General features: G+C 69.4%; 16 protein-coding genes. 8 read left to right on the top strand and 8 right to left on the bottom strand.

Going from position 1 to position 23,683, the window contains the following annotated elements; translation table 11 throughout:
- Positions 1-51: 51 nt before the first annotated feature.
- The 4 genes from AVR91_RS02320 to AVR91_RS02305 all read right to left on the bottom strand — a co-directional run bounded on the left by AVR91_RS02320 (position 52) and on the right by AVR91_RS02305 (position 5,428).
- Complete coding sequence (locus tag AVR91_RS02320) at positions 52-2,304, bottom strand: bifunctional SulP family inorganic anion transporter/carbonic anhydrase (protein ID WP_063277372.1); 2,253 nt, start codon at positions 2,302-2,304, stop codon at positions 52-54.
- Positions 2,305-2,543: 239 nt separating this feature from the next.
- Positions 2,544-3,824: an adenosylmethionine--8-amino-7-oxononanoate transaminase gene (locus tag AVR91_RS02315; RefSeq protein WP_063277371.1), complete on the bottom strand. Its 1,281-nt coding sequence runs from the start codon at positions 3,822-3,824 to the stop codon at positions 2,544-2,546.
- 25 nt (positions 3,825-3,849) lie between these two features.
- Positions 3,850-5,049 (bottom strand): cytochrome P450 family protein, encoded by a 1,200-nt coding sequence (locus AVR91_RS02310; RefSeq protein WP_063277370.1) that lies wholly within the window; start codon positions 5,047-5,049, stop codon positions 3,850-3,852.
- Positions 5,050-5,074: 25 nt separating this feature from the next.
- The gene (locus tag AVR91_RS02305; RefSeq protein WP_016336029.1) at positions 5,075-5,428 is read right to left on the bottom strand and encodes an SRPBCC domain-containing protein; all 354 of its coding nucleotides are present in this window, start codon (positions 5,426-5,428) and stop codon (positions 5,075-5,077) included.
- Positions 5,429-5,552: 124 nt separating this feature from the next.
- On the opposite strand from AVR91_RS02305, the gene AVR91_RS02300 reads away from it, so the two are divergent.
- A complete protein-coding gene (locus AVR91_RS02300) occupies positions 5,553-6,176 on the top strand; it encodes a nucleoside/nucleotide kinase family protein (protein ID WP_063277369.1) in 624 nt (207 codons plus the stop codon).
- Positions 6,177-6,180: 4 nt separating this feature from the next.
- On the opposite strand, the gene AVR91_RS02295 is transcribed toward AVR91_RS02300, so the two are convergent.
- The 4 genes from AVR91_RS02295 to AVR91_RS02280 all read right to left on the bottom strand — a co-directional run bounded on the left by AVR91_RS02295 (position 6,181) and on the right by AVR91_RS02280 (position 10,827).
- Positions 6,181-7,338: a glycosyltransferase family 4 protein gene (locus AVR91_RS02295; RefSeq protein WP_172843478.1), complete on the bottom strand. Its 1,158-nt coding sequence runs from the start codon at positions 7,336-7,338 to the stop codon at positions 6,181-6,183.
- Positions 7,339-7,415: 77 nt separating this feature from the next.
- Positions 7,416-8,468: a C40 family peptidase gene (locus AVR91_RS02290; protein WP_172843477.1), complete on the bottom strand. Its 1,053-nt coding sequence runs from the start codon at positions 8,466-8,468 to the stop codon at positions 7,416-7,418.
- A 447-nt stretch (positions 8,469-8,915) separates the two neighbouring features.
- Positions 8,916-9,158 (bottom strand): hypothetical protein, encoded by a 243-nt coding sequence (locus AVR91_RS02285; RefSeq protein ID WP_063277368.1) that lies wholly within the window; start codon positions 9,156-9,158, stop codon positions 8,916-8,918.
- Positions 9,159-9,438: 280 nt separating this feature from the next.
- Positions 9,439-10,827 (bottom strand): NYN domain-containing protein, encoded by a 1,389-nt coding sequence (locus AVR91_RS02280; protein ID WP_063272632.1) that lies wholly within the window; start codon positions 10,825-10,827, stop codon positions 9,439-9,441.
- Positions 10,828-10,923: 96 nt separating this feature from the next.
- Between AVR91_RS02280 and AVR91_RS02275 the strand changes: the two genes are divergently transcribed.
- The 7 genes from AVR91_RS02275 to AVR91_RS02245 all read left to right on the top strand — a co-directional run bounded on the left by AVR91_RS02275 (position 10,924) and on the right by AVR91_RS02245 (position 23,252).
- Positions 10,924-12,645: a DEDD exonuclease domain-containing protein gene (locus AVR91_RS02275; RefSeq protein WP_063272631.1), complete on the top strand. Its 1,722-nt coding sequence runs from the start codon at positions 10,924-10,926 to the stop codon at positions 12,643-12,645.
- Between the two features lie 39 nt (positions 12,646-12,684).
- On the top strand, positions 12,685-12,969 hold the full coding sequence (locus AVR91_RS02270) for an Lrp/AsnC family transcriptional regulator (RefSeq protein WP_005154220.1): 285 nt from the start codon (positions 12,685-12,687) through the stop codon (positions 12,967-12,969).
- A 463-nt stretch (positions 12,970-13,432) separates the two neighbouring features.
- Positions 13,433-14,518 (top strand): hypothetical protein, encoded by a 1,086-nt coding sequence (locus AVR91_RS02265; protein WP_063272630.1) that lies wholly within the window; start codon positions 13,433-13,435, stop codon positions 14,516-14,518.
- 72 nt (positions 14,519-14,590) lie between these two features.
- Positions 14,591-16,651, top strand: coding sequence for an AbfB domain-containing protein (locus AVR91_RS02260; protein ID WP_158077378.1), 2,061 nt, complete (start codon positions 14,591-14,593; stop codon positions 16,649-16,651).
- Between the two features lie 85 nt (positions 16,652-16,736).
- Positions 16,737-18,893 (top strand): AbfB domain-containing protein, encoded by a 2,157-nt coding sequence (locus AVR91_RS02255; protein ID WP_083737323.1) that lies wholly within the window; start codon positions 16,737-16,739, stop codon positions 18,891-18,893.
- A gap of 97 nt (positions 18,894-18,990) precedes the next feature.
- On the top strand, positions 18,991-22,863 hold the full coding sequence (locus AVR91_RS02250; protein ID WP_063272627.1) for a nucleic acid/nucleotide deaminase domain-containing protein: 3,873 nt from the start codon (positions 18,991-18,993) through the stop codon (positions 22,861-22,863).
- Positions 22,860-23,252 (top strand): hypothetical protein, encoded by a 393-nt coding sequence (locus AVR91_RS02245; protein ID WP_063272626.1) that lies wholly within the window; start codon positions 22,860-22,862, stop codon positions 23,250-23,252. Before AVR91_RS02250 ends, AVR91_RS02245 begins: the two co-directional genes overlap by 4 nt.
- The last annotated feature ends 431 nt before the right edge of the window (positions 23,253-23,683 follow it).

Raw genomic sequence — 23,683 nt, 5'->3', positions numbered from 1 at the left:
TGTCGTCCCTCCAGTCACGCGAAACCTCCGATCACGCGTGATCGCCCTACCTCAGGACTTCACCGGGGCCGCCGCCGAGGTGAACGACCGCAGCGCTTCGTCGAGCAGGTACACGTTCGCCTTCCCGACGTCGAAGTACATCCCCGTCAGGCGCAGTTCCCCGCGCGCCAGCGCGGCGTCGACCACCGGGTACGAGCGCAGGTTTTCCAGTTGCTGCACCACGTTGTGCAGCGCGAGCCGATCGCCTTCGTGCGACGGCCGCGCGCCGTCGAGCAGCACCGGCCCCTCGCTTTCCCTGCGCCGCATGGTCGCCTCGCCATGGCGGAGCCAGCCGCCGAGGTGCGCGAGGCCGGCGGGCGCGTCCCCGAGCAACGCCTTCATCGCGCCACAGCCGGAATGCCCGCACACCACCACTTCCCGCACCCGCAGCAGCCCGACGGCGTACTCGATCGCCGCCCCCACCGAGAAATCCGCTTCGGCGCGCGGGACGAGGTTCCCGATGTTCCGCACGGTGAACAGGTCGCCGGGCCCGCTCGTGGTGATCAGGTTCGGCACGATCCGCGCGTCGCCACAGGTGATGAAGAGCGTATGCGGCTGTTGCCCGTTCGCGAGCCCGTCCCAGGTGCTCCGCAGCAGCGGCGCCGTCCGCCGCTGGAACTCCGAAGCCCCGCGGCACAACGGAACGCTGCCGCCGCGCTGGCTCGGCAGTTCGAGATGTTCGGCCTGCCATTGCGACCACGGCGCGAGCCAGCGCGGCACCACGCGAGACGCCACGCCGCGGCGCACGGTCGGCACACCCGCCTTGCCGCGTTCGAACCACGGATGCCCGATCTCGTCGACGATCACGGTTCCCCCGGCGCGTTCGTACGCGCGCTGCCAGCCGCGCAGGCAGTCGAAAGCGGCGTGGTCGAGATAGTCGACGAACAGTTCCAGCGTCACCTCCGCCCGCTCGGGAACCTCCGCCAGCACGGTCGTGAGCCTTGGCACGGAAAGGAAAGTGAGCGCGCCCTCGATGACGACGCGGGTCCGCGAGCCGTCCCGTTCGATGTGGATCCCGGAGAACAGCATGCGGCGCAGCATCAGCGCGAGCGCGACCGCGATCCCCGCGGCGACCCCGGTCAGCAGGTTCACGGCGACCGCGCCGAGCAGGGTGGCGAGATAGACCGGCAGATCACCGTGACGGCGGACCTCGCGGAGATTGGTGAGGTTGACCAGTTTGGCGCCGACGTAGACGAGGAGACCGGCGAGCGCGGCGAGCGGGATCAGCCGCAGCGCGCCCGCGAGGAACAGACAGCAGCCGAGGATCCAGACGCTGTGCAGGGTCGCCGACATCCGGGTGCGGGCGCCCGCTTCGAAATTGGTCATGGTGCGCACGACGACGCCGGTGACCGGGAAACCGCCGAGCGACCCGGCGGCGACGTTCGCCAGGCCCTGGCCGACCAGTTCGCGGTTGAGGTCGGTGCGCTGCCCGTCGCGGAGTTTGTCGATGGCCACGGCGGAGAGCAGGCTCTCCAGGCTGGCGATGAGCGCGATGGAGAGGACGGCCCCGATGATCGCGGCCCAGGACCCGGACGGCACCTCGGGGACGAAACCCAGCCCCGGCAAGCCGTTCGGGAGGTCGACGCGCGGCAGGTCCATCCCCGCCGCGACGGAAAGGGCGGTCGCCAGCGCGACGGCGGCGAGCGGGCCGGGGACGCGGCGCACCGATCGCGGCATCCGCGTCCAGGCCAGCAGAACACCGACGGTGACGACACCGATCAGCGCGGCCTGGTCGTGGTGCCCGACGATCCGGCCCGGCAGCGCGAGGACGTTCTCGATCGTGGAACCCCGCGCCACCCCGCCGAGCACGACGTGCAGCTGGCCGAGGACGAGGATCAACCCGATCCCGGCGAGCAGGCCGTGCACGATGGCGGGCGAGATCACCAGCGAGGCGCGGGCGACGCGGCAGAGGCCGAAGAGGATCTGGACCAGGCCCGCCCCGGCGGTGATCGCGCAGGTGGCGGCCCAGCCGAAGGTGGCGATGCTCTCCGCGATGACGATGGTCAGCGCGGCGGAGGGACCGCTGACCTGCAGGGCGGAGGCGCCGAAGAGGCTCGCGACGATCCCGCCGACGACGGCGGAGACGAGTCCCGCGAGCAAGGGTGCTCCGGCGGCGTGCGCGACGCCGAGCGAAAGCGGGACGGCCACGAGGAAGACGACGACCGAAGCCGGGATGTCGTGGCGGAGGTTCTTCAGGAGGGTCGATGTGGGATTGCGGCGGCCCGGAGGCCCGGTGTCGTGCTCGTCACCAACGATGTCGATCATGGGGGCAGGAAACCGGATCGGCGCGCAAAAGTCCGCTACGCAAAGGATTCTCAGGTTTGCTTGTGCGCCCGCGAACTAGGACATACCCGGCTTTCACGACAAAGCGCCCGAGAAGGACCCCGATCGGACTCGCCCGTTCGCTTGACCAAGATCAACTCGCGACCACGCTCTGTACCGAGCGTGGCCTCTCCGGATTGCTGTGGCCGCTGTCACACTCTTTGGGCTGAATTTCGCCGTTTTTACGCTTTTTGTGCGGCCGAGACCATTGCGGAAGTGATTGCGGCGAGGTCATCCGCCCCGGAGATGTAGGGCGGCATCGTGTAGATCAGGTTCCGGAACGGGCGCAGCCAGACCCCGTTCCCGGTGAGGACCTCCGTCGCCACCGCCATGTCCACGGGATGGTCCAGTTCGAGCACGCCGATGGCGCCGAGCACGCGCACGTCCGCGACCGCGGGCAGCTCGCGAGCCGGTTCGAGCCCGGCCTTCAGCGCGGCCTCGATCCGCGGGACATCGGATTTCCAGCCGCCTTCGGCCAGGATCCCCAGCGAGGCGTTGGCGACGGCCGAGGACAACGGGTTCGCCATGAACGTCGGGCCGTGCGCCAGCACGGGCAGCTCACCTCGCGAGATCCCGTCGGCGATCTCCGGGGTGCACAGCGCCGCCGCCATCGTCAGGTACCCACCGGTCAGCGCCTTGCCGAGACACAGGACGTCGGGGGTGACCCCGGCGTGCTCGGCGGCGAACATCCGGCCGGTGCGGCCGAAACCGGTGGCGATCTCGTCGAAGATGAGCAGGACGTCGTTCGCCTCGGTGATCTCGCGCAGCGCACGCAGGTACGCGGGCGGGTGGAACCGCATCCCGCCGGCGCCCTGCACGACCGGCTCGACGATGATCGCGGCCAGCTCGCCCGCGTACCGCCCGATCTCGTTCGCGAGCAGCTCCAGGTAGTCCTGATCCGGCTCGTCGGCGAAACCGCCCGGCGGCCTGGGCAGGAACAGCTGGTCCGGCAGGATCCCGCGCCACAGCGAGTGCATGCCGCCCTCGGGGTCGCAGACGCTCATCGGCGTGAACGTGTCGCCGTGGTAGCCGCCGCGCCAGGTCATCAGGCGCCGCTTTTCCTTACGCCCCACCGACTGCCAGTACTGCAGGCACATCTTGACCGCGACCTCGACCGACACCGAGCCCGAGTCGCACAGGAAGACGTGCCGCAACCCCTCCGGCGCGAGGTCGACGAGCGTCTTGGCCAGCCTGATCGCCGGTTCGTGGGTGAGCCCGCCGAACATCACGTGACTCATCCGGCCCGCCTGCTCCGCCAGCGCCGCGTCCAGCACCGGGTTCCGGTAGCCGTGGATCGCCGCCCACCACGACGACATGCCGTCGACCAGTTCGCGGCCGTCGTCGAGGGTGAGCCGGACCCCGCTCGCCTCGCGGACCAGCAGGGAGTCGATCGTGCTCGGCATCGGCCCGTACGGGTGCCAGACGTGTTCCGCGTCGAGCGCGAGGAGTTCGGCGGCGTCCATCCGGCGACCCTACGACACGCCCTCCTCAGCGCAGGAGCACAGGGAGGGTCTCCAGGCCGTGGACCAGGGTGCTTTCCCGCCACCGCAGGGCTTCCGGTTCGGCGTCCAGGCCGAGCACGGGGAACCTCCCCAGCAGTCCGCGCAAGGCGATCTCGGCCTCCAGCCGGGCCAGCGGGGCGCCGACGCAGTAGTGGATGCCGTGGCCGAACGCGAGATGCCCCGACGCCGAACGCGTGACGTCCAGGCGGTCCGGGTCTTCGAACCGTCCGGCGTCCCGGTTCGCGCCGAGCAGGGAGACGAGCACGAACTCGCCGGCCGGGATCTCGACGTCCCCGACGGGCACGGCCTCCTTGGTGAACCGGATGGTCGCCAGGTGGATCGCGCCGTCGTAGCGCAGGAACTCCTCGACCGCGCCGGGGATCAGGGCGGGATCGGCACGGAGGGCGGCCAGCTGGTCCGGTTCCCGAAGCAGCGCCAAGACGCTGTTCGCGATCAGGTTGACCGTCGTCTCGAATCCCGCCACCAGCAGCAGGAACGCCATGGCCAGCAATTCGTCAGCGGTGAGCGAATCGCCTTCGTCGCTGGCGTGGATCAAGGCCGAAAGCAGGTCCTCGGCGGGCTCGGCGCGTTTCTCTTCGATGAGGTCGACGAGGTACGCGTGCATCTTCGCGGCCGCGGCCTGGAGTTCCTCCGGCGTCGACCAGGCGACCATCGTGTTCGACCAGGTCGCGAACGCCGGTTGGTCGCCCGCGTGGACGCCGAGCAGTTCGCAGATCACCCGGATCGGCAACGGGACGGCGAAAGCGGGCAGGAGGTCGATGCGCTCGGCGTCGCCGATGCCGTCCAGCAGTTCCGCGGTGATCTGCTCGATCCTCGGCCGTAGACGGGAAACCGTTCGGGAGGTGAAGGCCTGGTTGACCAGTTTGCGCAACCGCGTGTGGTCCGGCGGATCCGAGTTGAGCATATGCGCGCCGAGCGCGCGGACGGCGTTGTCGGCCGCGGATTCGAAACCGTCGCGTTCGAAGAGCCGCCGGATGGCCTCGGGATCCTTGGCCACCCGGGAATCCGAGAGGATCGCACGGGCTTCGGCGTACCCGGTGACGATCCAGACATCCAGGCCGCGCGGCAGCCGGACCTTGCGGGCCGGGCCCTCTTCACGCAACAGCGCCGAAACCCGGTGTGGATCCTGGACGAAGTCCCAGTCCAGGTTCTTCGGTTCCCCCATCGGTACGCCTCCCCCGGCGCGCCGGTCAGCGTTCGGCCAGCGCGGCCACCACTCGCTCGGTCACCTCGGTCCAGTATGCCCGCTGTTCCTCGCGCTCGTCGGCGCCCGCGAGCCATTCCTGGTGGAAACGGAGCGTGGTCTTCTGGTCCGTCCCGCTCACCGTGATCTGCAGGGTCGAGTCGTGGTCCCAGTCCTTCGGGCGCCAGGTCAGCCGGAGCTTGTCGCCTTCGGAGCGGCCGCGGATCTCGCCGGTCGTCCCGTTGGCCGTCTCGTACGCCGCGCCCAGCTCGTGGCCGAGTTCGGCGCCCGGACCGAGCCAGATGCCGACGCCCTCGCGTCCGACCAGGAAGTCCCACACCTGGGTGCCGCTGTACGGCACCGTCTGGGAAACGCCTACCTGCCAACCACTTCCGGCTGTTTTGGCCGTTGTCTTGGTCACCGGGCCATCATCCCATCGGGTGTACCGTGCGACAGTCACCGGTCCGGGTGGAGGATGTCTTCCCGTGCGCTACCGTCCGATTTCTCCCGCTCTGCTGGTGTCCGAACTGACCGAGCGCATCACGGCGATCACGGGCCGCCGCCGGATCGCGGTCGCGATCGACGGCGCGGCCGGTGCGACCAACACCACAGAACTCGCCGACGCCCTGGTCGATCCCCTGCGGATCGCCGGTCACGCGGTGTTGCGGATCTCGGCGAACGACTTCCTCCGCCCCGCCTCGTTGCGCTTCGAACGCGGCAAGGAGGACCCGGACTCGCGCTACAGCGACTGGCTCGACCTCGGTGCCCTGCGCCGCGAAGTGCTCGACCCGCTCGCCGAGGACGGCAGCGGCCTGGTTCTTCCGTCGTTGTGGGATCCCGTCCGCGATCGCGCCACCCGCGCCGAACGCGTCGAACTGCCCGAGGGCGGCGTCGTCCTGCTGGACGGCGAATTCCTGTTCGGCGCGGGGCTCGCCTTCGACCTGAGCGTGCACCTGTGGCTCTCGCCCGGCGCGCTGAAGCGGCGCGTGCCCGACGCCTGGGCACTCCCCGCTTACGCGCGCTACGAAGAGGAAGTCGACCCGTCGGCGCTGTCGGACGTCGTGATCCGCGTCGACGATCCGAAGCATCCGGCGCGCTACGAACCCTGAATTCTCAGCGCACCGCCGCGACGGGGTCGCCGTCGAGCAAACCGGAAAGCCTGCTCGCCATGCTGTCCCACCGCCAGTTCTCGCCGACCCAGTCGCGACCGGCGGCCCCCATCCGCCGTGCCCGTACCGGATCGGCCAGCAACGCGGCCAGCGTCTCCCTCAGCTGCTGCTCGTCGCGGCCGTCGACGACGTGCCCGGTGACCTCGTCCAGCACCGTTTCCGGCGCACCACCGGAATTCCCGGCGACGACCGGCAGCCCGGTCGCCGACGCTTCCAGGTACACGATGCCAAGGCCCTCGACGTCGAGCCCCTTCCCGCGCGTCCGCGCCGGCATCGCGAAGACGTCGCCCGCGTTGTAGTGCGCGGGCAACTCCTTCCACGGCACCGATCCGGTGATGACGACGCTGTCCTCGACCCCCAGCGCTTCGACGAGCCCGGTGAGCGTCTTGCGGTACGGGCCGCCGCCGACGAGCAGCAGCGCCACGTCCGGGATCCGCTTGCGGAGCTCGGGCAGGATCTTGATCAGCATGTCCTGGCCCTTTCGCGGCACCAGCCGCGAAACGCAGACGATCGTCGGCCGGTCGGCGAGCCCGTGCCGCTCGCGGATCTCCTTGCCCGCGGCCGGATCCGGCCGGTAGAGCGCGGTGTCGACGCCGCACGGGAGCATCTCCAGCCCCGCCATCGGGCCGAAGGCGGCCGAAAACCGGGAACGCGTGTACTTGCTGACGTAAGTGATCACGTCGACGGTGTCGCCGATCCGCCGCAGCGCCTGCCGTGAGCCCGGCAGCATCGACCAGCCGACCTCGTGGCCGTGCGTCGACGCCAGCACCCGGCGCGCACCCGCCGCCCGCAGCGGATGCCCCAGCAACGCCAGCGGCGCCGCGGCGCCGAACCAGACGGCCTCGCAGTCACGGGCGCGCATGATCTCCTTCGCCCGCTTGAGCACGTCCGGGGTCGGCAGCATCAGAGACGTCGGATGGCGCACCACCTCGAACGGGGCGGCGGCGTCGAACTCGCCGTGCGAGCCGGTGCTCGACTCCCATGAGGGGGCGTAGACGACCAGGTCGTCCGCGGGCAGGCGGGTGGCCAGCGAGTTCAGGTAGTTCTGGATACCGCCCGGCCGGGGCGGGAAGTCGTTGGTCACCAGCAGGGTCCTCAGCACCCCTGCAGGTTACTTGGCCCTCCGCATGCGAAAGGGGCGGCACCGCTTGCGCGGTACCGCCCCTTGTCGTCTGTTCGTCAGGCCGTCGGGCGACGGGCGCCGACGTAGTTGTTCTGCAGCGGCGACACCTTGACGACGTCACCGGTGGTCGGCGCGTGCACCATCATGCCGTTGCCGACGTACATGCCGACGTGCGAGACCGGCGAGTTGTAGAACACCAGGTCGCCCGGCTGGAGCTGCGACCTCTGCACCGGGGCGCCGAAGGTCGACTGCTGGCGGCTGGACCGCGGCAGGGTCAGACCGGCCTGCTTGTACGCCCAGAGCATCAGACCGGAGCAGTCGAAGGACGACGGCCCGGTGTCACCCCAGCCGTACGGGCTGCCGAGCTTGCTCTTCGCGGCCGCGAGGGCCGCCGCCGCGGCGGGACCCGGGGCGGGCAGGTTCGGGAACGCGCCGCCCTTGTCCTTCTGGGCGTTGCGATCCGCGGCGCTCAGGTTGCCGCCGGCGCGCTCGATCTCCTTGAGCTGGTCGCTCAGCGTCTTCTGGCGCGCCTCGATGTCCGTGGTCAGCTTGGCGGCCGCGTCACGGGCGGTGGTGGCGGTGTTCTGGGCGTCCGCCGCCTGCTTGGCCGCGGCCGCGGCCTGGGCGACGGCACCGCTCAGGTTGGTCAGAGCGGTGTTCTTGTTCGCGGCGAGGACCTCGAGTGCCGAGGAACGCTCCAGGAAGTCCTGGGTCGACGCGCCCGACAGCAGCGACGACAGCTTGTTCAGCTGCACACCGCTGGTGAAGGAGGCACCGGCGAACTTGTTCACCTCGGCCTGGAAGGTCTTCTCGTCGCCGGCCGCCTTGATGCCGAGTTCCTTGGCCGCGGCGGCGTCGGCGGTCGCCTTGTCGAGCTCACCCTGCTTCGCGGCGAGGTCGTCCTTCGCCTTGAGGAGGTCTTCGTTCGCCTTCTCGGCCTGTGCCGCGAGGTCGCGGTACTTGGCGAGCGCGTCCGAGCCGGACGGGGGCTGTTGGAGGGCGGGGCCTGGGGCAGCGGTGGCTGAAGGCTGGGCCACTGTCACCGCGGTGATCACCGCGGCCGCGGCCAGAGCTCCTGACACCACACGCTTGACTGGATGCGACTGCACGGTCGCGCGTGTCTCCTTTGCTGTCGGCCACCGACTCGGAACCCGGGACGAAGAGGTCGGGGGCCCTCTTCCGCGAAGCCGCGACGCCGACCGTGAGGCCCGCGCGGTTCCCCGCGTTTCCCGCCTCGCGCCTGGCCGAGTGCTATCGCAACAGGTTTGGCGCTTGGCTGGTTCCGGTGCAGCTCCCCGACAAAGCTGCCTCAGTGGCGATCCCGTGTCGCCGTCTGGCGACGACTTCCGGCCACGAGATCTCGGACAGGTTACGAAACCCGGGGCACCGCGTCCACCACGGGAAGGGCAAAAACTCTCCGTGATGCGCCGAAACACCTTCGGACCAGCATGAGCGGAAAGGTGTGACGGGCATTACATCCTGGGGCTGGTCACGACTACCTACCGTTCACCCGATCGGATCGACCACTCGTCGAATGCCCCGGTCGAGGTGTGTCGTCAGGCCGATTTCCGGCGCTCCTGCTCGACGATCTCGACCATCCGGAGGCGTGGCACCATCCCGGCCTCGGCGAGCGCGTCGACCGCTTTCCGCTCGTCGGCGTCCCATTCGAGCGCGGGCGGCGCGCCGAGAAGGACGCTGACGACACAGTCATGACATGCGTCACCGCGGACCGCGCACCGGTCGCAATCGATGACGAGCGTCTCTATGTCCGCTATATCGGCGATGGCCTTGTCGTCCATCTCGGGCTCCTCACTTTCAGTGGTGAGGCGCACATTAAGAGCGACCACCGACAGTTTCGGGCCTCGTGAGTGGTCAGGGCCGTCGTGAGGGTCTGTCGGCCTTGACCAAGGGGTTGCGAAAGTGGCTTTCGCAACGTCGGCTGTGGCTGGGCCCGGTACCGCCTTGGCGATCATGTCGCGAAAGCCACTTTCGCGACGTCTGATGTCCCGAAAGTGGCTTTCGCGACACACCTCCAGGCAAGAACCGTCCTGAACGGCCCTTTCATGACATCCGGCAGCGCTAGACCCGGCTGAGCCGCGACACCAGCACCGCCGAAGGCACCGGATGCGCGCCCTTGCCCCGCACCGAATCCGCCACCGCCCGGTCCGTGCTCGCGACCACCATCGGCCGCCCCGGCGGCTCGGCCGCGACGAGGGACCGGATGACGTCGTCCGCGAGCACGCCGCGTTCGGAGAACAGCACCCGCACCCCGCGTGGCACCGCGGCGGGCACGGAAAGCACACCGGCGCCGTCGAACACGACGGTGACTTCGGCCGAAGTCCGCGCCGCGAGTGCGGACAGCTGGTGGATCAGCCGGTCGCGCTGGTCGGAAAGCGCCAGCTCCGGATATCCGGTCTTCGTGACGTTGTAGCCGTCGACGATCAGGTGCACGTTGGGCAGCGCGAGATGCCGGTCGAGCGCGGTGACGTCCTGGATCTTGCCGCCCGCCCCGAGGCCCGACGTCGCACCGCGCACCATGTCCGCCGGGCGACGGCCCCGCGCGCTCACCGAAAGTTCGCGGCGAAGCCCGCCGACGGCGCCTTCGATAGTGTCCAGCAGCAGCCCGAGCCTGACCTCGTCGGCCTGACGCGCCTCACGGGCGGACTGACGGGCGATCTCGGCGTCCGTGACGGCCTTCTCCGCCCGGGCCCGCTCTGCCGCGACTCGCTGCCTCTCACGGTCCAACTGGGCCTTCAGCGCCTTGATCTCTTCGGCGCTTTCGGCGCCTCCGCTTTCCAGCCGGGCGTGCGCCTCCGCGACGGCGTCCTTCGCCTGGCGCAGTTGGACACCTTGTTCCCGCAGGCGTTTCAACAGCTTTTCGACCTCGGCGTCGCGTTCGCCCCGCGCACCACCGGCGATCTCCTTGGCTTCACGCAGTTCTTCGCGCAGCTGGGCCAGTTCGGTCTCCAGCCGCTGGTTACGGGCCAGCGCGGCGTCGCGTTCGGCACGCAACGCCGTCTCCTCGGCGTTCTTCGCCACCAGCCGGACCCGTCCGGCCGCGCCCGCCTCTCCGAGCAGCACGGCGGCCGCCGCGGCGGCGACGGAATCGGGGGCGTTCGGGTCCAGGGCGTCCTTGCGGTGGTCACGCAGCCATTCGGTGACCGCGACCCGGAACTGCGAAGACTCCCCCAACGCGGTGAGCAACGCCGTCCCGCCGAGTTTCGCGCGTTTCGCCGGGGCGAACTTCGCGACCGGGCGCAGCTGCCTCGGCACGTCGGCGACCGGCAGTTTGCCGACGGCGGCGGCCGCCAGCTCGGCGATCCGCTCCCGCACGGTCTCCGGCAACGCGGTCCAGCCTTCGGCGGGCACCTCTTCGGACGGCTCCGGCGCACCCGCCGACGCCACGACACCCGAGGGGCCGCCGGTGGCGTCCTCGGGCGATTCGGGCACTGCGGGCTGCGGTTGCATCGCTCCAGCGTAGGCCCCATGGCCTCGGGGCGCGCTCGATGGGACGGCGTGCGCGCATCCTGGGATTGTCGGTGCCCGCCCCTACTGTGCCCGACCATGGACACCGGACGGCGGCCCGGCGCGGCGCAACTCGCCTTCGACGAGCTGGGAACTCCTTTGCGGGACATCACGTTCGTCGTATTCGACCTGGAGACCACCGGGACGAAACCCGGCCCGGACGGGATCACCGAGATCGGCGCGGTCAAGATCCGCGCGGGCGAGATCGTCGGCGAGTTCGCCACCTTCGTCAACCCGGGGATGCCGATCCCGCCGCAGATCGTCGAGCTCACCGGCATCACCGGCGCGATGGTCTACGACGCTCCCCGGATCGAGCGCGTGCTGCCTGCCTTCCTCGAATTCATCTCCGGAGCCGTGCTCGTGGCGCACAACGCCGCCTTCGACACCGGATTCATGCGCGCGGCCTGCGAGGGCCACGGCTACCACTGGCCCAAGACGGCCGTCGTCTGCACGGTCCGGCTCGCCCGCCGGGTCATTTCCCGCGACGAGACGCCCAGCTACCGGCTTTCCGCGCTGGCGGCGTTGTTCGGAGCGCGTACGACGCCCAACCACCGCGCGCTCGCGGACGCGCGCGCCACCGTCGACGTCCTGCACGCGCTGCTCGAACGGGTGGGCAATCTCGGCGTCCACACCCTCGAAGAGCTGCTGGACTACCTGCCCGAGGTGACCGCGGCCCAGCGCCGCAAACGGTCGCTGGCCGAGCATCTGCCGTCGAGGCCGGGTGTCTATCTCTTCCGCGGCCCGAGCGACGAGGTCCTCTACGTCGGGACGTCGTCCGATCTGCGCCGCCGGGTCCGGCAGTACTTCACCGGTTCGGAGAGCCGGGGGCGGATCCGGGAGATGGTCGCGCTGGCCGAGCGGGTCGACGCGGTGGAATGCGCGCACGCGCTCGAAGCCGCCGTCCGCGAGCTTGGGCTGATCGCCGCCCACCGGCCCATGTACAACCGCCGTTCCAAGAACCCACGGCACGCGTGGTGGGTCGCGCTGACCGAGGAGGCGTTCCCGCGCCTCTCGGTGGTCCGCATGCCGCGAGACGGGATGCTGGGGCCCTTTCGCACCCAGACCGACGCCCGCTCCGCCGCGGACACCCTCGCCGGCGCCTCCGGGCTGCGGACGTGCACCCAGCGCATCTCGGCGACCGCGCCGAACGGGACACCCTGTGTCCTCGCCGAGCTCGGCCGCTGCGGGGCGCCGTGCGCCGGGAAGCAGACGGTCGAGGCGTACCGGCCGGGAGTGCTGGCGGTGTCCGGCCTCATCGCCGGGACGGACGGGCGTCCGCTGCGGGCCGCCGCCGACCAGCTGGCCCGGCTCGCCGCGGCGGAGCATTACGAGCAGGCAGCCCAGCATCGCGATCAGCTGGCCGGGCTGATCCGCGCGGTCGGCCGGGCGCACCGGCAGTCGGCGCTGGCGGGGATCCCGGAGCTGATCGCCGCCGGACCGGACGGGAACGGCGGCTGGGAACTGGCGGTGATCCGGCACGGCAGGCTCGCGTCGGCGGGGGTCGCGCGGCGCGGGGTGCCGCCGATGCCGGTCGTCGAGATGCTCGTGGCCTCGGCGGAGACGGTCATCCCGGGGCCCGGCCCGCTCTTCGGCGCGATCCCGGAGGAGATCGGCATCCTCCTGCGCTGGCTGACCCGTCCGGGTGTCCGGCTCGTGCGCACGACGCATCCCTGGGCGGAGCCGGCGGCCGTCGCCGGCGGCTGGCGGGAGTGGCTCGACCTGGCGGCGAGCGCGACGGCGCTGGAACGGGTGGCGGGCTAGGATTCGCACACCGGATTCATTGACGTAGGAGGCGCTGTAGTGATCACCGCGATCGTGTTGATCCAGGTCGAGGCCGATGCCATCCCCGAGGCGGCGCAGGCGATCGCGGACATCGAGGGTGTCCGCGAGGTCTACTCCTGCGCGGGCGACGTCGATCTGATCGCCTCGGTCCGCGTCGCGGCCCACGAGGATCTCGCGGATCTGATCCCGGCGAAGATCGGCAAGGTCCCCGGCGTGCTGAGCACCGTCACGCATATCGCGTTCCGCTCGTACTCGAAGGCCGACAGCGAGTCGGCGTTCGACATCGGTGTCGAAGGAGCTTGAGAAAAACGAGAACCCCGCCCCGCCGGTGACTTTTTCACCAGCGGGGTGCATCTTGCGCGAACCGGCCAGTCGCGGTTAGCTGGGATCAGAATCGGAATTTCACTGGGGGAATTCCGGTACTGGGGATTCCGGAGTATGTACCGATGATCGATCCGTCATGGGATCGCGGCGATCGCCGCCATATTCACTCCACGCGAGCCACCGCACCGCCCGTCGGCGAGAGCGGCTCGCCGATCCATCACCGAAGCCGCCGGATACGCGGCCACTGACGAAGCCTTTCCCGGTGACCGAAACAGTCGCCGGGTAAGCGCGGGCGTTTCCCGACAAGGATTCGAAGAACTTCGAATTCATCGCCGGCTCCGGTCTGGATTCCGGATGCCGTTGCCATCGACACCTTTCCCGGCACCGTCCGGGAAGGGTCCTCGTCAATTCAACCTGCACCGAAGCTGACTGGGGGCTTGGAGTGTACAAGCGTATTTTGTCCTGCGCACTTTGCGCCGCGGCGTTGTTCTCCGGGACGGTCGCCGTTCCGGCGGGGCTCGCCGCCGAAACCGGAGTACACGCCACGGCCGTGGCGATGACACCCGGCGAGATCGCCCGCTGGGAGGTCCTGACCCACGCCAGGTACAGCGTCCACAGCACGGTGAAGACGGACGCGTGGGTCGCTCTGCTCAGCGAAGACCCGGAGGCGGCGTCCATCGAGTTCCTCCGCCATCCCGGCGGCGGGCTCGAATACGCGACACAGCGGGCGCTCAACCGCGACGAAGGCAACAAGCGATTCCTCCGGCGGCTGCTGGAGACCCACCTCCGGGCCTACTCGCCGGAGGTCTACGACGCGGCGAACCACCACTTGACGGCGACCGCGTCCAAACGGGAACAGTTCTGCCACGGTGGCGGCTACGAAGCCGCGAAGGCGCGGGATCAGAAGTTCCGCGCCGACCTCGGCGAGCAGAAACGTGCCCTCGTCGAGGAGGACCGCCGGTACGTGCGGATGCTCGCCGAGCGTGATCCGGGTACCCAGGTGAGATTCGCCGCGGCCTACGCGGTCCGCGAAGGGGCGACCGACGACGACCTGACCGATTTCTTCGCCTGGGGCTGGGCACAGGGCGCGCGGCTGGACATCGAGACCTTCCGCGAAGAGATGCTGCGCCAGAACCGCCAGTGGCAACTGACGATCACCCAGCTGATCGTCGACGCCGAAGCCGCCGAAAAGGCCGCGCGGGAAATCGAAGGCGAAGCAGGCAAGGAGGCCCGCGACCGGGCCGCGGCCGCCTGGCGCAAGGTCGGCACCGAGGTTTCGCCGGTGCGGTCGAAATGGGAAGAGGCGAGGGACTTCGCCCAGCGGCAGGCGGAAACCTGGCACGCCATCCTGCTCGCCGCGCAACAGGCCGCCCAGAACCCCAACTGGAAAGCGATCATCGACCCCGCGAAGACGGTGGAAGGCGACTGGACGGACAACCGGTCCCTGTCCGGCGAAAACGTCGAGTACTGGGAGTCGTTGCTGCGCAAGGCCCTCGAAGGCGAGCAGCGGATCAAGAACCCGAGCTGATCATCCCGCCGTCCGGTTTCCCGCGGCGGCTTCCTCTCGAGAATAGGTGACTGGGGTATGCGAAGAACGTCCATGTCAAGGCCATGGTTCAGCCGTGGCATAGCGGTGGCCGCCGTCGCCGCCGTGTTCGCGGGGCTGATGGGCGCACCGGCGGGTGCGGCCGAAACACCACCCGGCCAGGGTGTGCCGCCCGCCGTGCCCACCGCGGAACCCGATATCGAGTCGACCGCTGTTCCCCCGGCGTCACAGCGGGACAAGGTGCTGGCCGTGGAGGCCATCGAGGTCGGTGAGGCGACCGATGATTGGCTGAGGCTGTCCGACAAGAACTTCGTCTTCAAGGTCTACGAGAAGATCAGCATCGACGCCTTCCCCCGCACCAAGGCGGAAGCGTCACGGATCTACGGTCTCACCGTCGCCGACGCCTCGGCGTTCATCCGGACCGGTATCCACGAATTCGTCCAGCGCGATCACGACGAGAAGATCCTCCGTGACATCGAACGGAGGGACCGGATCGGCGCGCGGATGAAGGCGCTGGAGAACGCCCGCATCATCCCGTTGGACCCCGTGCTGCTCGACCTCACCGACCGGAACTTCGTCTTCCAGGTCGCCAGCCGGGCCAAGAGCGGCTCCAAGGTCCAGAGCGGTGCGATGACCGCGTACAAGGGCGACGCCGCCGCTTGGAAGACCTTCATCGAGGTCACCATCCTCGACCTCGCCGAGCAGGACATCATCGAACACCTGGAACGCCTCCGGCAGGAGAACGCCGAGAAGGCCGCCCGGGAAGAGCGTGACATCAAGCGGCGCACCGCCGTCGCCGAGATCCCGGCCCCCTTCCAGAACGTCTGGCTGGACGCCGAGGACGATGTCTTCATCCGTGAGCTGCTGCGGCTGCCCGAACTCGCCAACCCGGCGAACATCGAGATCAAGGACGCGACGGAGCGCGCCTCCCGCAGCACGGACCCGGCGGTGTGGAAGGCGTTCATCGACACCGGGCTCAAGGCGGCGGCCGGACGGGACAAGGCCCGCCGTGAAGCGCAGGAAGACCAGGCCAACCGGGACGCCGTCCGGCAGCTCAAGGTCCGCGCGGAGAACAGCGGGCTCCGGCCGCGGCTGGTCGCGGCCGCCAACGTGGCGCTGGCCGGCAACCGCGACGCGGTGGTCACGTTCCTGCGCACGGGCCAGTACGAGGTGCTGACCCAGTCGTTCGGGACCTACACCCCCGGCGTCCGGGGCTGGCACCTCCACACCGGCGGGGGCGACGCGTGGATCACCACCGGGAACCCCGGCACCGACGGAACCAAGCCATTGCCGTACGCGACCTGGAAGGTGGCGAGCGGGCTCGCCGATCCGCTGTGCTACTCCCTGGAATCCACCGACCGCGCCGGGAACTACCTGCGGCAGCAGGATCTGCGGGTCAAACTGCACGGCAACGACGGCACCGACCAGTTCAAGAAGGACGCCACCTGGTGCCCGCGGCGCAACGGCGGCGAGGTCCAGCTGGAGTCGAAGGCGCACCCCGGCCGGATCATGCGGCATATCGACGCGCAGCTCTGGATCGCCCAGCAGGGTGGCGGGAACTGGTTCGACACGGACCGGCTCTTCGTCGAGGACTCGCACTGGCGGGTGGTCGCACCGAATCCGGAGGTGTCGACGCCGCTGATGCTGGACTGGTTCAACAACGACGGCCTGCGCGGGCTCGCCGGTAATCCGAAGACAGCGGAAATTCACGACGCGGGTGTCCGGTTCCGCGAATTCACCAACGGCCGCCTGTACTGGGGCCCGGAGACCGGCGCGAAGTTCATCACCGGCGAGATCCTCACCCGGTACCTGAGCCTCGGCGGGCACAAGTGGCTGCTGCCGAGTACCAACCAGCTCAACGGGGTCAACCGGTCGATGATCAACTTCCACGGCCACAACATGGCGATCTATTGGACGCCGGCGACCGGAGCCAAATTCGTGATGGGCTCCATTCGCGACCGCTGGAATTCACTCGGCGCCGAAAACGGCAGGCTCGGTTTCCCGACCAGCGACGAGTTCACCATCCCCATCGGCCGCCAGAGCAATTTCGAGCACGGCTACATGACCTGGAACTCCAGCACGCACGAAATCCTCGTGTTCATGTCCGTCGGCTGACCGAGTTCGTCCTGCTCCAGCCGGGGGCCTGGGAAACGCTCCCTGGTCCCCGGCTGACCTTTTCGTCCGAACAAAGGTATGCGAAATGCGAAGATCACTGATCGTCGGCAGACGACCAGCCGGAAGTATCGCCGTCCTGACCGCCGTGACCGTGTTGTGCGGGCTGTTCACCCCGGCCACCGGGTACGCCGCTCCCCCGGCACCGTCGAGCCCGACCGTCGAGGCGCCCGCCCCGTCCGCCCCCGACGCGCAGGTTCCCCGCGAAAGCCCGGACGCCGCCGCGGCCGAACTGCCGAGCGCGACCGAAACCGAAAAGGTGCGCGCGGTTTTCGAGATCGAAGTCGGTGAAGCCACCAAGGAATGGCGCGAGGCCACCGACATGAATTTCGTCTTCAAGGTCTACGACAAGATCGACGCGACGAATTTCCCGGTCACCAAGGCCGAGGCCTACCGCGTCTACAAGGTCATGCTCGACAACAACGCCGCCCCCGACGCCACGGCGTTCATCCGCACCGGCGTCTTCGACTTCGCCTCCCGCGACCGCGTCGAACGGCAGCGTCGCCAGGAGGCCTGGGACCGCACCGTCCAGCTGCGCCGGGAGATCCTGATCGACGCCGACATCGTCGGTTTCGACGACGTCATGCTCAACGACAACGATCAGATGTTCATCTACAAGGTGTACCAGAAGGCGAGGCCGGAACAGCCGAAACTCAAGCAGGGCGCCTTCGACGCGTTCGGCGGTGACGCGGCGGTGTGGAAGGACTTCATCGAGAACAAGATCCGGGCGCTGAATCACCAGGACCAGCTCGACTATCTCGACCGGTTGAACCAGGAGAACCAGGAGGCCGCCCGCAGGGAAGCCGCCAGGATGGCGAAGAAGGACGCCTGCGACAAGGTTCCCGTCATCGCCGTCGCGGCCTGGCTCGACCTCGCCGACGACGACTTCATCCGCGAGCTGCTGAAGACCCCGGAACTCGCCGACCCCGCGCACCGCGAGATCAAGGACGCGGCCACCGCCGCCCTCGCCGGGGTGGCGGCCGACTGGGACCGCTACATCAGGACCGGGGTCGCCGAGGCCCGGGCCAGGGACGACGCCCGGATCCTGCGGGAACGGGAGGAGGCCGACCGGCAGAAGGTCCGCGAAATCAAGGCCAAGGCCGACGCGAGCAGGCTCCGTCCCCGGCTCGCCGCGGCGGCGGGCGACGTCGCCGCGAACGGGACCTGGGACCAGGTCAAGGACTTCCTCGCCAAGGGCCAGTACACCGTGCTGGAACAGGCGTTCGCCGGTGTCACCGCCGGACGGCGGGGCTGGCACGTCCGCAGTGCCGGCGGCGATGCCTGGGCCACCCCGGGAACCCAGCCGTCGAACGTCGTCACCGCACCTTTGGGCGACGCCACCTGGAAGATCGTCCCCGGGCTCGCCGACGCGAACTGCTTCTCGCTCGAATCGGCCACCCGGGTCGGCAGTTACCTGCGCATCGCGCCGAACCTGCGGGTCCAGCTGGCGGGCAACGACGGCACCGACGGCTACAAACTCAACGCCACCTGGTGCGCCAAGGCGGGCAGGGACGGCAATCCGACCAACGTGACACTGGAGGCGAAGGCGCATCCGGGCCGTTACCTGCGGCAGTACTGGGGCGAGCTCTGGGCGGCCAACGGCCTGAGCAAGGAGAACAACTTCGACACCGACGGCAACTTCGCCGCCGACATCAGCTGGATTCCCGTCGGCCCCAACCCTTCGATCACCACGAAGATCGACGAGCGCTGGCTCAACGAGGACTGGTGGGGCTGGAACGGCCTCGGTCCGCAGACCCAGCCGGAAAACATTTTGAACGGCATCCGGTACAAACGCTTCCAGAAGGGCGGCGCCTTCTGGTCGGCCCAGCACGGCGTGGTCCGGATAATGGACCCGCTGCTCAACAAGTACCTCGAATCCGGCGGCCGGAACATTCCGGGATTCATCCCCAGCGGGGATACGGGATACCTGCCCGACGGGAAGGGCATGCGCAACCTGTTCGCCGGCCCCAGAGGCATCTGGTACCACCCGAACATCGGCCCGAAGCTGATCTACGGAGCCATTTTCGATCGGTGGGCGGCACTGCAATACGAACGGAGCAGGCTCGGCTATCCCACTTCCGACGAAATGGATTTCCCCGGCGTACCCGGTAAACGCGTGAGCTACTTCCAGAACGGAAGGATCGAACACACCGCCGCCGAAGGCGCGAAAGAGTACTACAACTGACAAGCCCGAGGTGCCTGCCGGTTCGACCGGCAGGCACCGATTTCTGGGGGTTCTGATGTCGAGAACGAGATATCTACTGAGAACGTTCCTTGTCTTCTTGGCCACCGCCGTACTCGCAGGGCTGATTCAACCGGCGCCCGCGGTCGCGGCCGACGATCCACCACCGGCCACGCCACCACCGACGTCCCCGGCCCGTCCCCTACCGGAAGACCCGTACCGCAACTGGGACGGCCAGACGGGCGTACCCGCCCTGGTGGGCAGTCCCGTCGTCCGGCAGATCATCGCCGATCACGCCGAGCTGGCCGAGGAGCCCGAAGTACGTGAGGCCGCGCGCGCGGCGCTCGACGCGGGCACCGAAGCCGCCTTGCACGAATTCCTCGAAACCGGCCTCGACGCCGCCAAGGCGAGGGCCGCGGCGCGGGAAGCCGAAACGGCGCGCCAGAACCGGGCCACCATCCAGGCGATGGCGGGCACCGGCGGGCCGATCTTCAACGCCGAGGTCCAGCGGGTCCTCGCGGGAAGCGATACCGACCGCGAGCAGTTCCTCGCCTACGGCAAGGAGATCGCGAGGGAGCGCGACGCACAGGTCGCGGCGGGCGGCCAGGCACGTGCCGAGCAGCTGCGCGCCAGGGTCACGGCACTGCTCGGCGTCGCCGGGCACCACGTGAAGACGGCGGCACAGGCCGCGCTCGACGCGGGTGACGCGGCGATCGCGGAGTTCCTGAACACCGGCTACCTCGCCGCGGCGAAACGTGACGCCGAAGAGCGGGAAAAGCAGATCCGTGATCAGGAAGCCGCGGCACGGGCCGCCGAGCAGCTGAGCGACCTCGCCAAACGGGCCGTGCGGGCGATGACCGCGCGGCGGAACCTGATGGTGGCGCACGGGGACGCGCTGCGCGCGCTCCAGCGGATCGCGAACGCGATGGTGCTCGCGGGGAACGAAGCCCGCAAGGCCAAGCAGATCCTGGACGCGAACGACGCGGCGGGCAATCACCCGCCCGACTCCTTCGCCTTAGTCAAGGCCGAGGCCGCTCGTCAGGTCGGCAGCGCCCGCGAGGCCGCCGCCGATGCCGTGCGCGCGGCCGAGCAGGCGGGCGTCCAGGCCGCCGAACTGGTCGCCGTCGGACTCCCCTACGGCACTCAGTGGGCCGACATGGCGAGAGGTATGAGCGCGGCCGGGCAGGCGGCGGTCCACGCCTCGGAGACCGCACAGCACGCGATCGACGCCACCGAAGCCACCGACCAGGCACGCAACGCCCAGGAACGCGCCGAGAAACACGCCGAGCAGGCTCGCCAATGGGGTCTGCACGCCGAAGAGCACGCGACCGCCGCCGCTCAGGTGGCCGAAGCCGCGCGAGTGCAGGCGGTGGCGGCCAAGGACGCGGCCGTCCGGGCCAAGCAGGCTCGCGAAGCAGCCGAAGCCGCGGCCAACGCCGCCAGGGCCTCGGCCGAACGCACTCGCGCGCATCGCGAGGAAGCGGAACGGCAGCGGGACAGGGCGAAGAGCGCCCGCGGGGTCGCCGAGGCCGAGCGGGCCAACGCGGCCGCCGCCCGTCAGCGTGCCGACCAAGCGGCCGCGGAAGCACGTCGTCACCGCGGCGAAGCCCAGCGCCAAGCCGGCATCGCCAACGACTCCAACCTCCGCGCGCAGGAACAGGAACGGCTCGCAGGCGAAGCCGAACAGCGGGCGGTGGGTGAAGAAGGGAAGGCGAGAGCCGCTCGCGACGCCGCCTTCACCGCGGAACGGCTGAAGCAGACCGCGCAGGCGAAGGCGGAAGCGCTGAACGCGGCCGAAGCCGCCGCACGGGGCACCGCGGCGGAGACCGACGCGAAGAACGCCGCCGCCGCGGCTCGGAACGAGGCCGACAACGCGACCGCCGCGGCCACCGCGGCCCGCGACGCCGCCAATCGGGCGACCGGTGCCGCCGTGGTCGCGAGGCAAGCGGCGGGCGAAGCGACCCGAGCGGCGGCACGGGCCCGCGCCGCGGCTCAGGAAGCCCGTGCCGCCGCCTCCGCGGCCAACCACGCGGCCAACCGGGCCGAGTCCTCGGCGGCGGAGACCCATCACCACGCCACCCAGGCCAACGTGAAGGCGGCCGAGGCGACCGCCGAGGAGACCAAGGCGGCCGAGGCGGCACGGAACGCGGTCCAGCTCGCGGAACAAGCGGCCGGCGAAGCGATGCGTTCGCTGATGGCGGCCGAGCGTACCCGTGCCGAGGCCGACGCGGCGTTCAACGAGTCGGTGTCCGCGGCCACGCAAGCGGATATCGCCCTGCGGGCGTCCACCGCCGCGCGGTCGTCGTCGAGCGCGATCACCGATCCGTCCAACCGGGCGATCACCGTCGTCGCGCCGTACGCGGGTTCGGACCTCGACGCCGATTTCGTCATCCTGGTCGCCAACCAGGCCAGGGCGGTCGGAGCCGAGCAGGCGCAAGCGGCCCGCGACCGGGCCACCGAAGCGAGGCTGGCGGCGGATCGGGCCGCCGAAGCCGCTGCTCAGGCGCAGAAAGAGGTGAAACCCGCGTTCGAAGCGGCGGCGCGGGCAGCGGCATCAGCCGCCGCCGCGGCGAACTCGGCGGCCGAAGCGCAGGAAGCGGCGGCCGCGGCCGCGGCCGAAGGCGCGCTGGCTCGTGCCGCGGGCGAGCGGGCGAACGCGTCGGACGCGGCCGCCCGGGCCGACGCGCAAACCGCGCGAGCGGCGGCCAACGAGGCCAACGCCGACGCCGCCATCGCCGGCCGGAGCGCCGCGGCGGCGGAACGCGAGGCACAGGCGGCGAGGGACTCGGCGTCGCGTGCCGAACGGGACGCCCAACTCGCCAGGGACGCGGCGACCGCAGCCGAAGCCTCGGCGGCGGAAGCCAGGGCGGCGGCCGACCGGGCCGAAGAACACGCGCGCAACGCGGCCGCCGCCGCGGAACGGGCACGGCAAAGCGCGACCGAGGCCCAGCAAGCCGCCGACCGCGCGGAAGACCAGCAACGCAAGGAAGAAGAGGAGGCGAGACGCCGCGCGGCGGAGGAGACGGGCGCTGGGCTGCCCGATCTGACTCAAGAAGAAATCGCCATGCTCTCGACGACCGAATTCGGGCGGATGCTGCTGGACGAGTACCGCCAGGCCGCGGAGCAGTCCAAGAACGGCGGCAGTGTGACGTCGTTCCTGGTGGAGATCGGGGCCGAAGTCCTGCTCGAGGTGATCGGCTGGCGAGACGCGGAGCGGTGCTTCGGTGAAGGCAACATCGAGGCCTGCATCTGGACCGTGGTCAACGTCGCGTCGATCGTCGTCGTCTTCCTGAAGCTGCCCAAGGTGGCTTCGGCGGTCGTGAAGATCATCCAGAACATTTCCAAGTTCTTGAACAAGTCCGCGATCTTCCGCAAGGTCGCGGACAAGGTCAAACCGCTCTTCAACGCCATCCGCAAATGGTGCAACCGGATCAGCCAGGTACCGGCCACCGCGAAAACCGCGGACATCCCCGATTTCACCTGCGGGCTCGTGGATCACGGTGACAACGGGGGAACGTTGCCGAGTATCGCGCTCGACTACCGGATCGGAAACGGCTACGGGACGAGCCGGAACGTCGCCGTCGCCTATCTCCCCGGCTACAAGGACCCGAACGGGAAGCTCCCCGACGGCTACGTGGCGGGCAACAGCAACGACGCCGGCCGTCACTCCGAGCAGCACATCGTCGAGCAGGTCATCGAGCAGGGTTTCGATCCCAAGAACATCAAGGGCCTCTACAGCGAACGCGAACCGTGCCCCGACTGCAAACGGGACTGGGTCAGCAAGATGGCGCCCGACCTCAAAACGTCCTTCTCGGTACCGTGGACCGGTGATCCCGAGATCGACAAGATCTACAAGGGGAGCCTGATCGACATGATCAAGAAGTCCTACAAGAGGCGCGGCCTCTTCGCCGGTTCGGCGACGGCCGCCGAAGCGGAACAGCGCGTCTTGGTGGGCAGCGGAGCAGGCGGATGACCTCGCTCCGCCGCGTCCACCCCGCCGAACAGGAACGGCTGCTCGCTCTGGGCGACCGGACTGCAGCCGTGTTGCGGGCGGCGGGATTCCCGGTGATCGTCGAGCCCGATCCGGACGATCACCGGGACGCCGGAGGTGCCGTGATCGAGGTGGACGTCTTCGACGGTCCCTGCGGGGTCTGGGTCGACTGGGTGGTGGCGAGGCCTTGGCGTGATGAGGCCTTTCGGCTCCTGGTGGCCGGCGACAAGGAGAATCCTCGGGTGCGGCAGCAGATCGCCGTCCACGCGGCGATGCGGACGGCGCTCACCGCCGTCCTCACCGCCGCGGGCCTGACCGTCGTCCCGAGCGACGACGACATGCGTCCCCTGGAGCTCAAGGTCACCGGCTGACGATCCACCACGCGTGGCAGGGTCCGTGAAGGCCTCCTTCCCTACCTTGAACGCAGGGTCCCTGCAAAGTCGGATAAGCGCTGGTCAGTGCCACTCCAGGCGGTTCGGACTCGATCTCCGAACGGACGGACGACCGGACGCTTGACCGGATGATGTCCACAAAGGACACCAACCGGCAGGAAAATGTCCGTTTGATTGATATTCGTCCGGTTTTTGAGTGAGGTCGTGAGTGTTTTTGGTCGTTCTAACGACCAAAAACACTCACGACCTCTTCATAAACACCCGAATCGGGCGCGCCCACCTCGAAAGTGTCCTCTGTGGACAATTGAGAAGGTGTCAGGCCACTACGACGAGCCCTCCGTCACCCACTTGACCAGCGGGCAGACGACTTTTGCCGGGACCCTGCCTTGAGCGTAGGGAAGGAGGCCTTC

Source organism: Amycolatopsis keratiniphila subsp. keratiniphila (assembly GCF_001620365.2).
Classification (GTDB): domain Bacteria; phylum Actinomycetota; class Actinomycetes; order Mycobacteriales; family Pseudonocardiaceae; genus Amycolatopsis; species Amycolatopsis keratiniphila.
The sequence above is the reverse complement of the archived record's forward strand: the minus strand, read 5'-3'. Positions and strand labels throughout refer to the sequence as shown.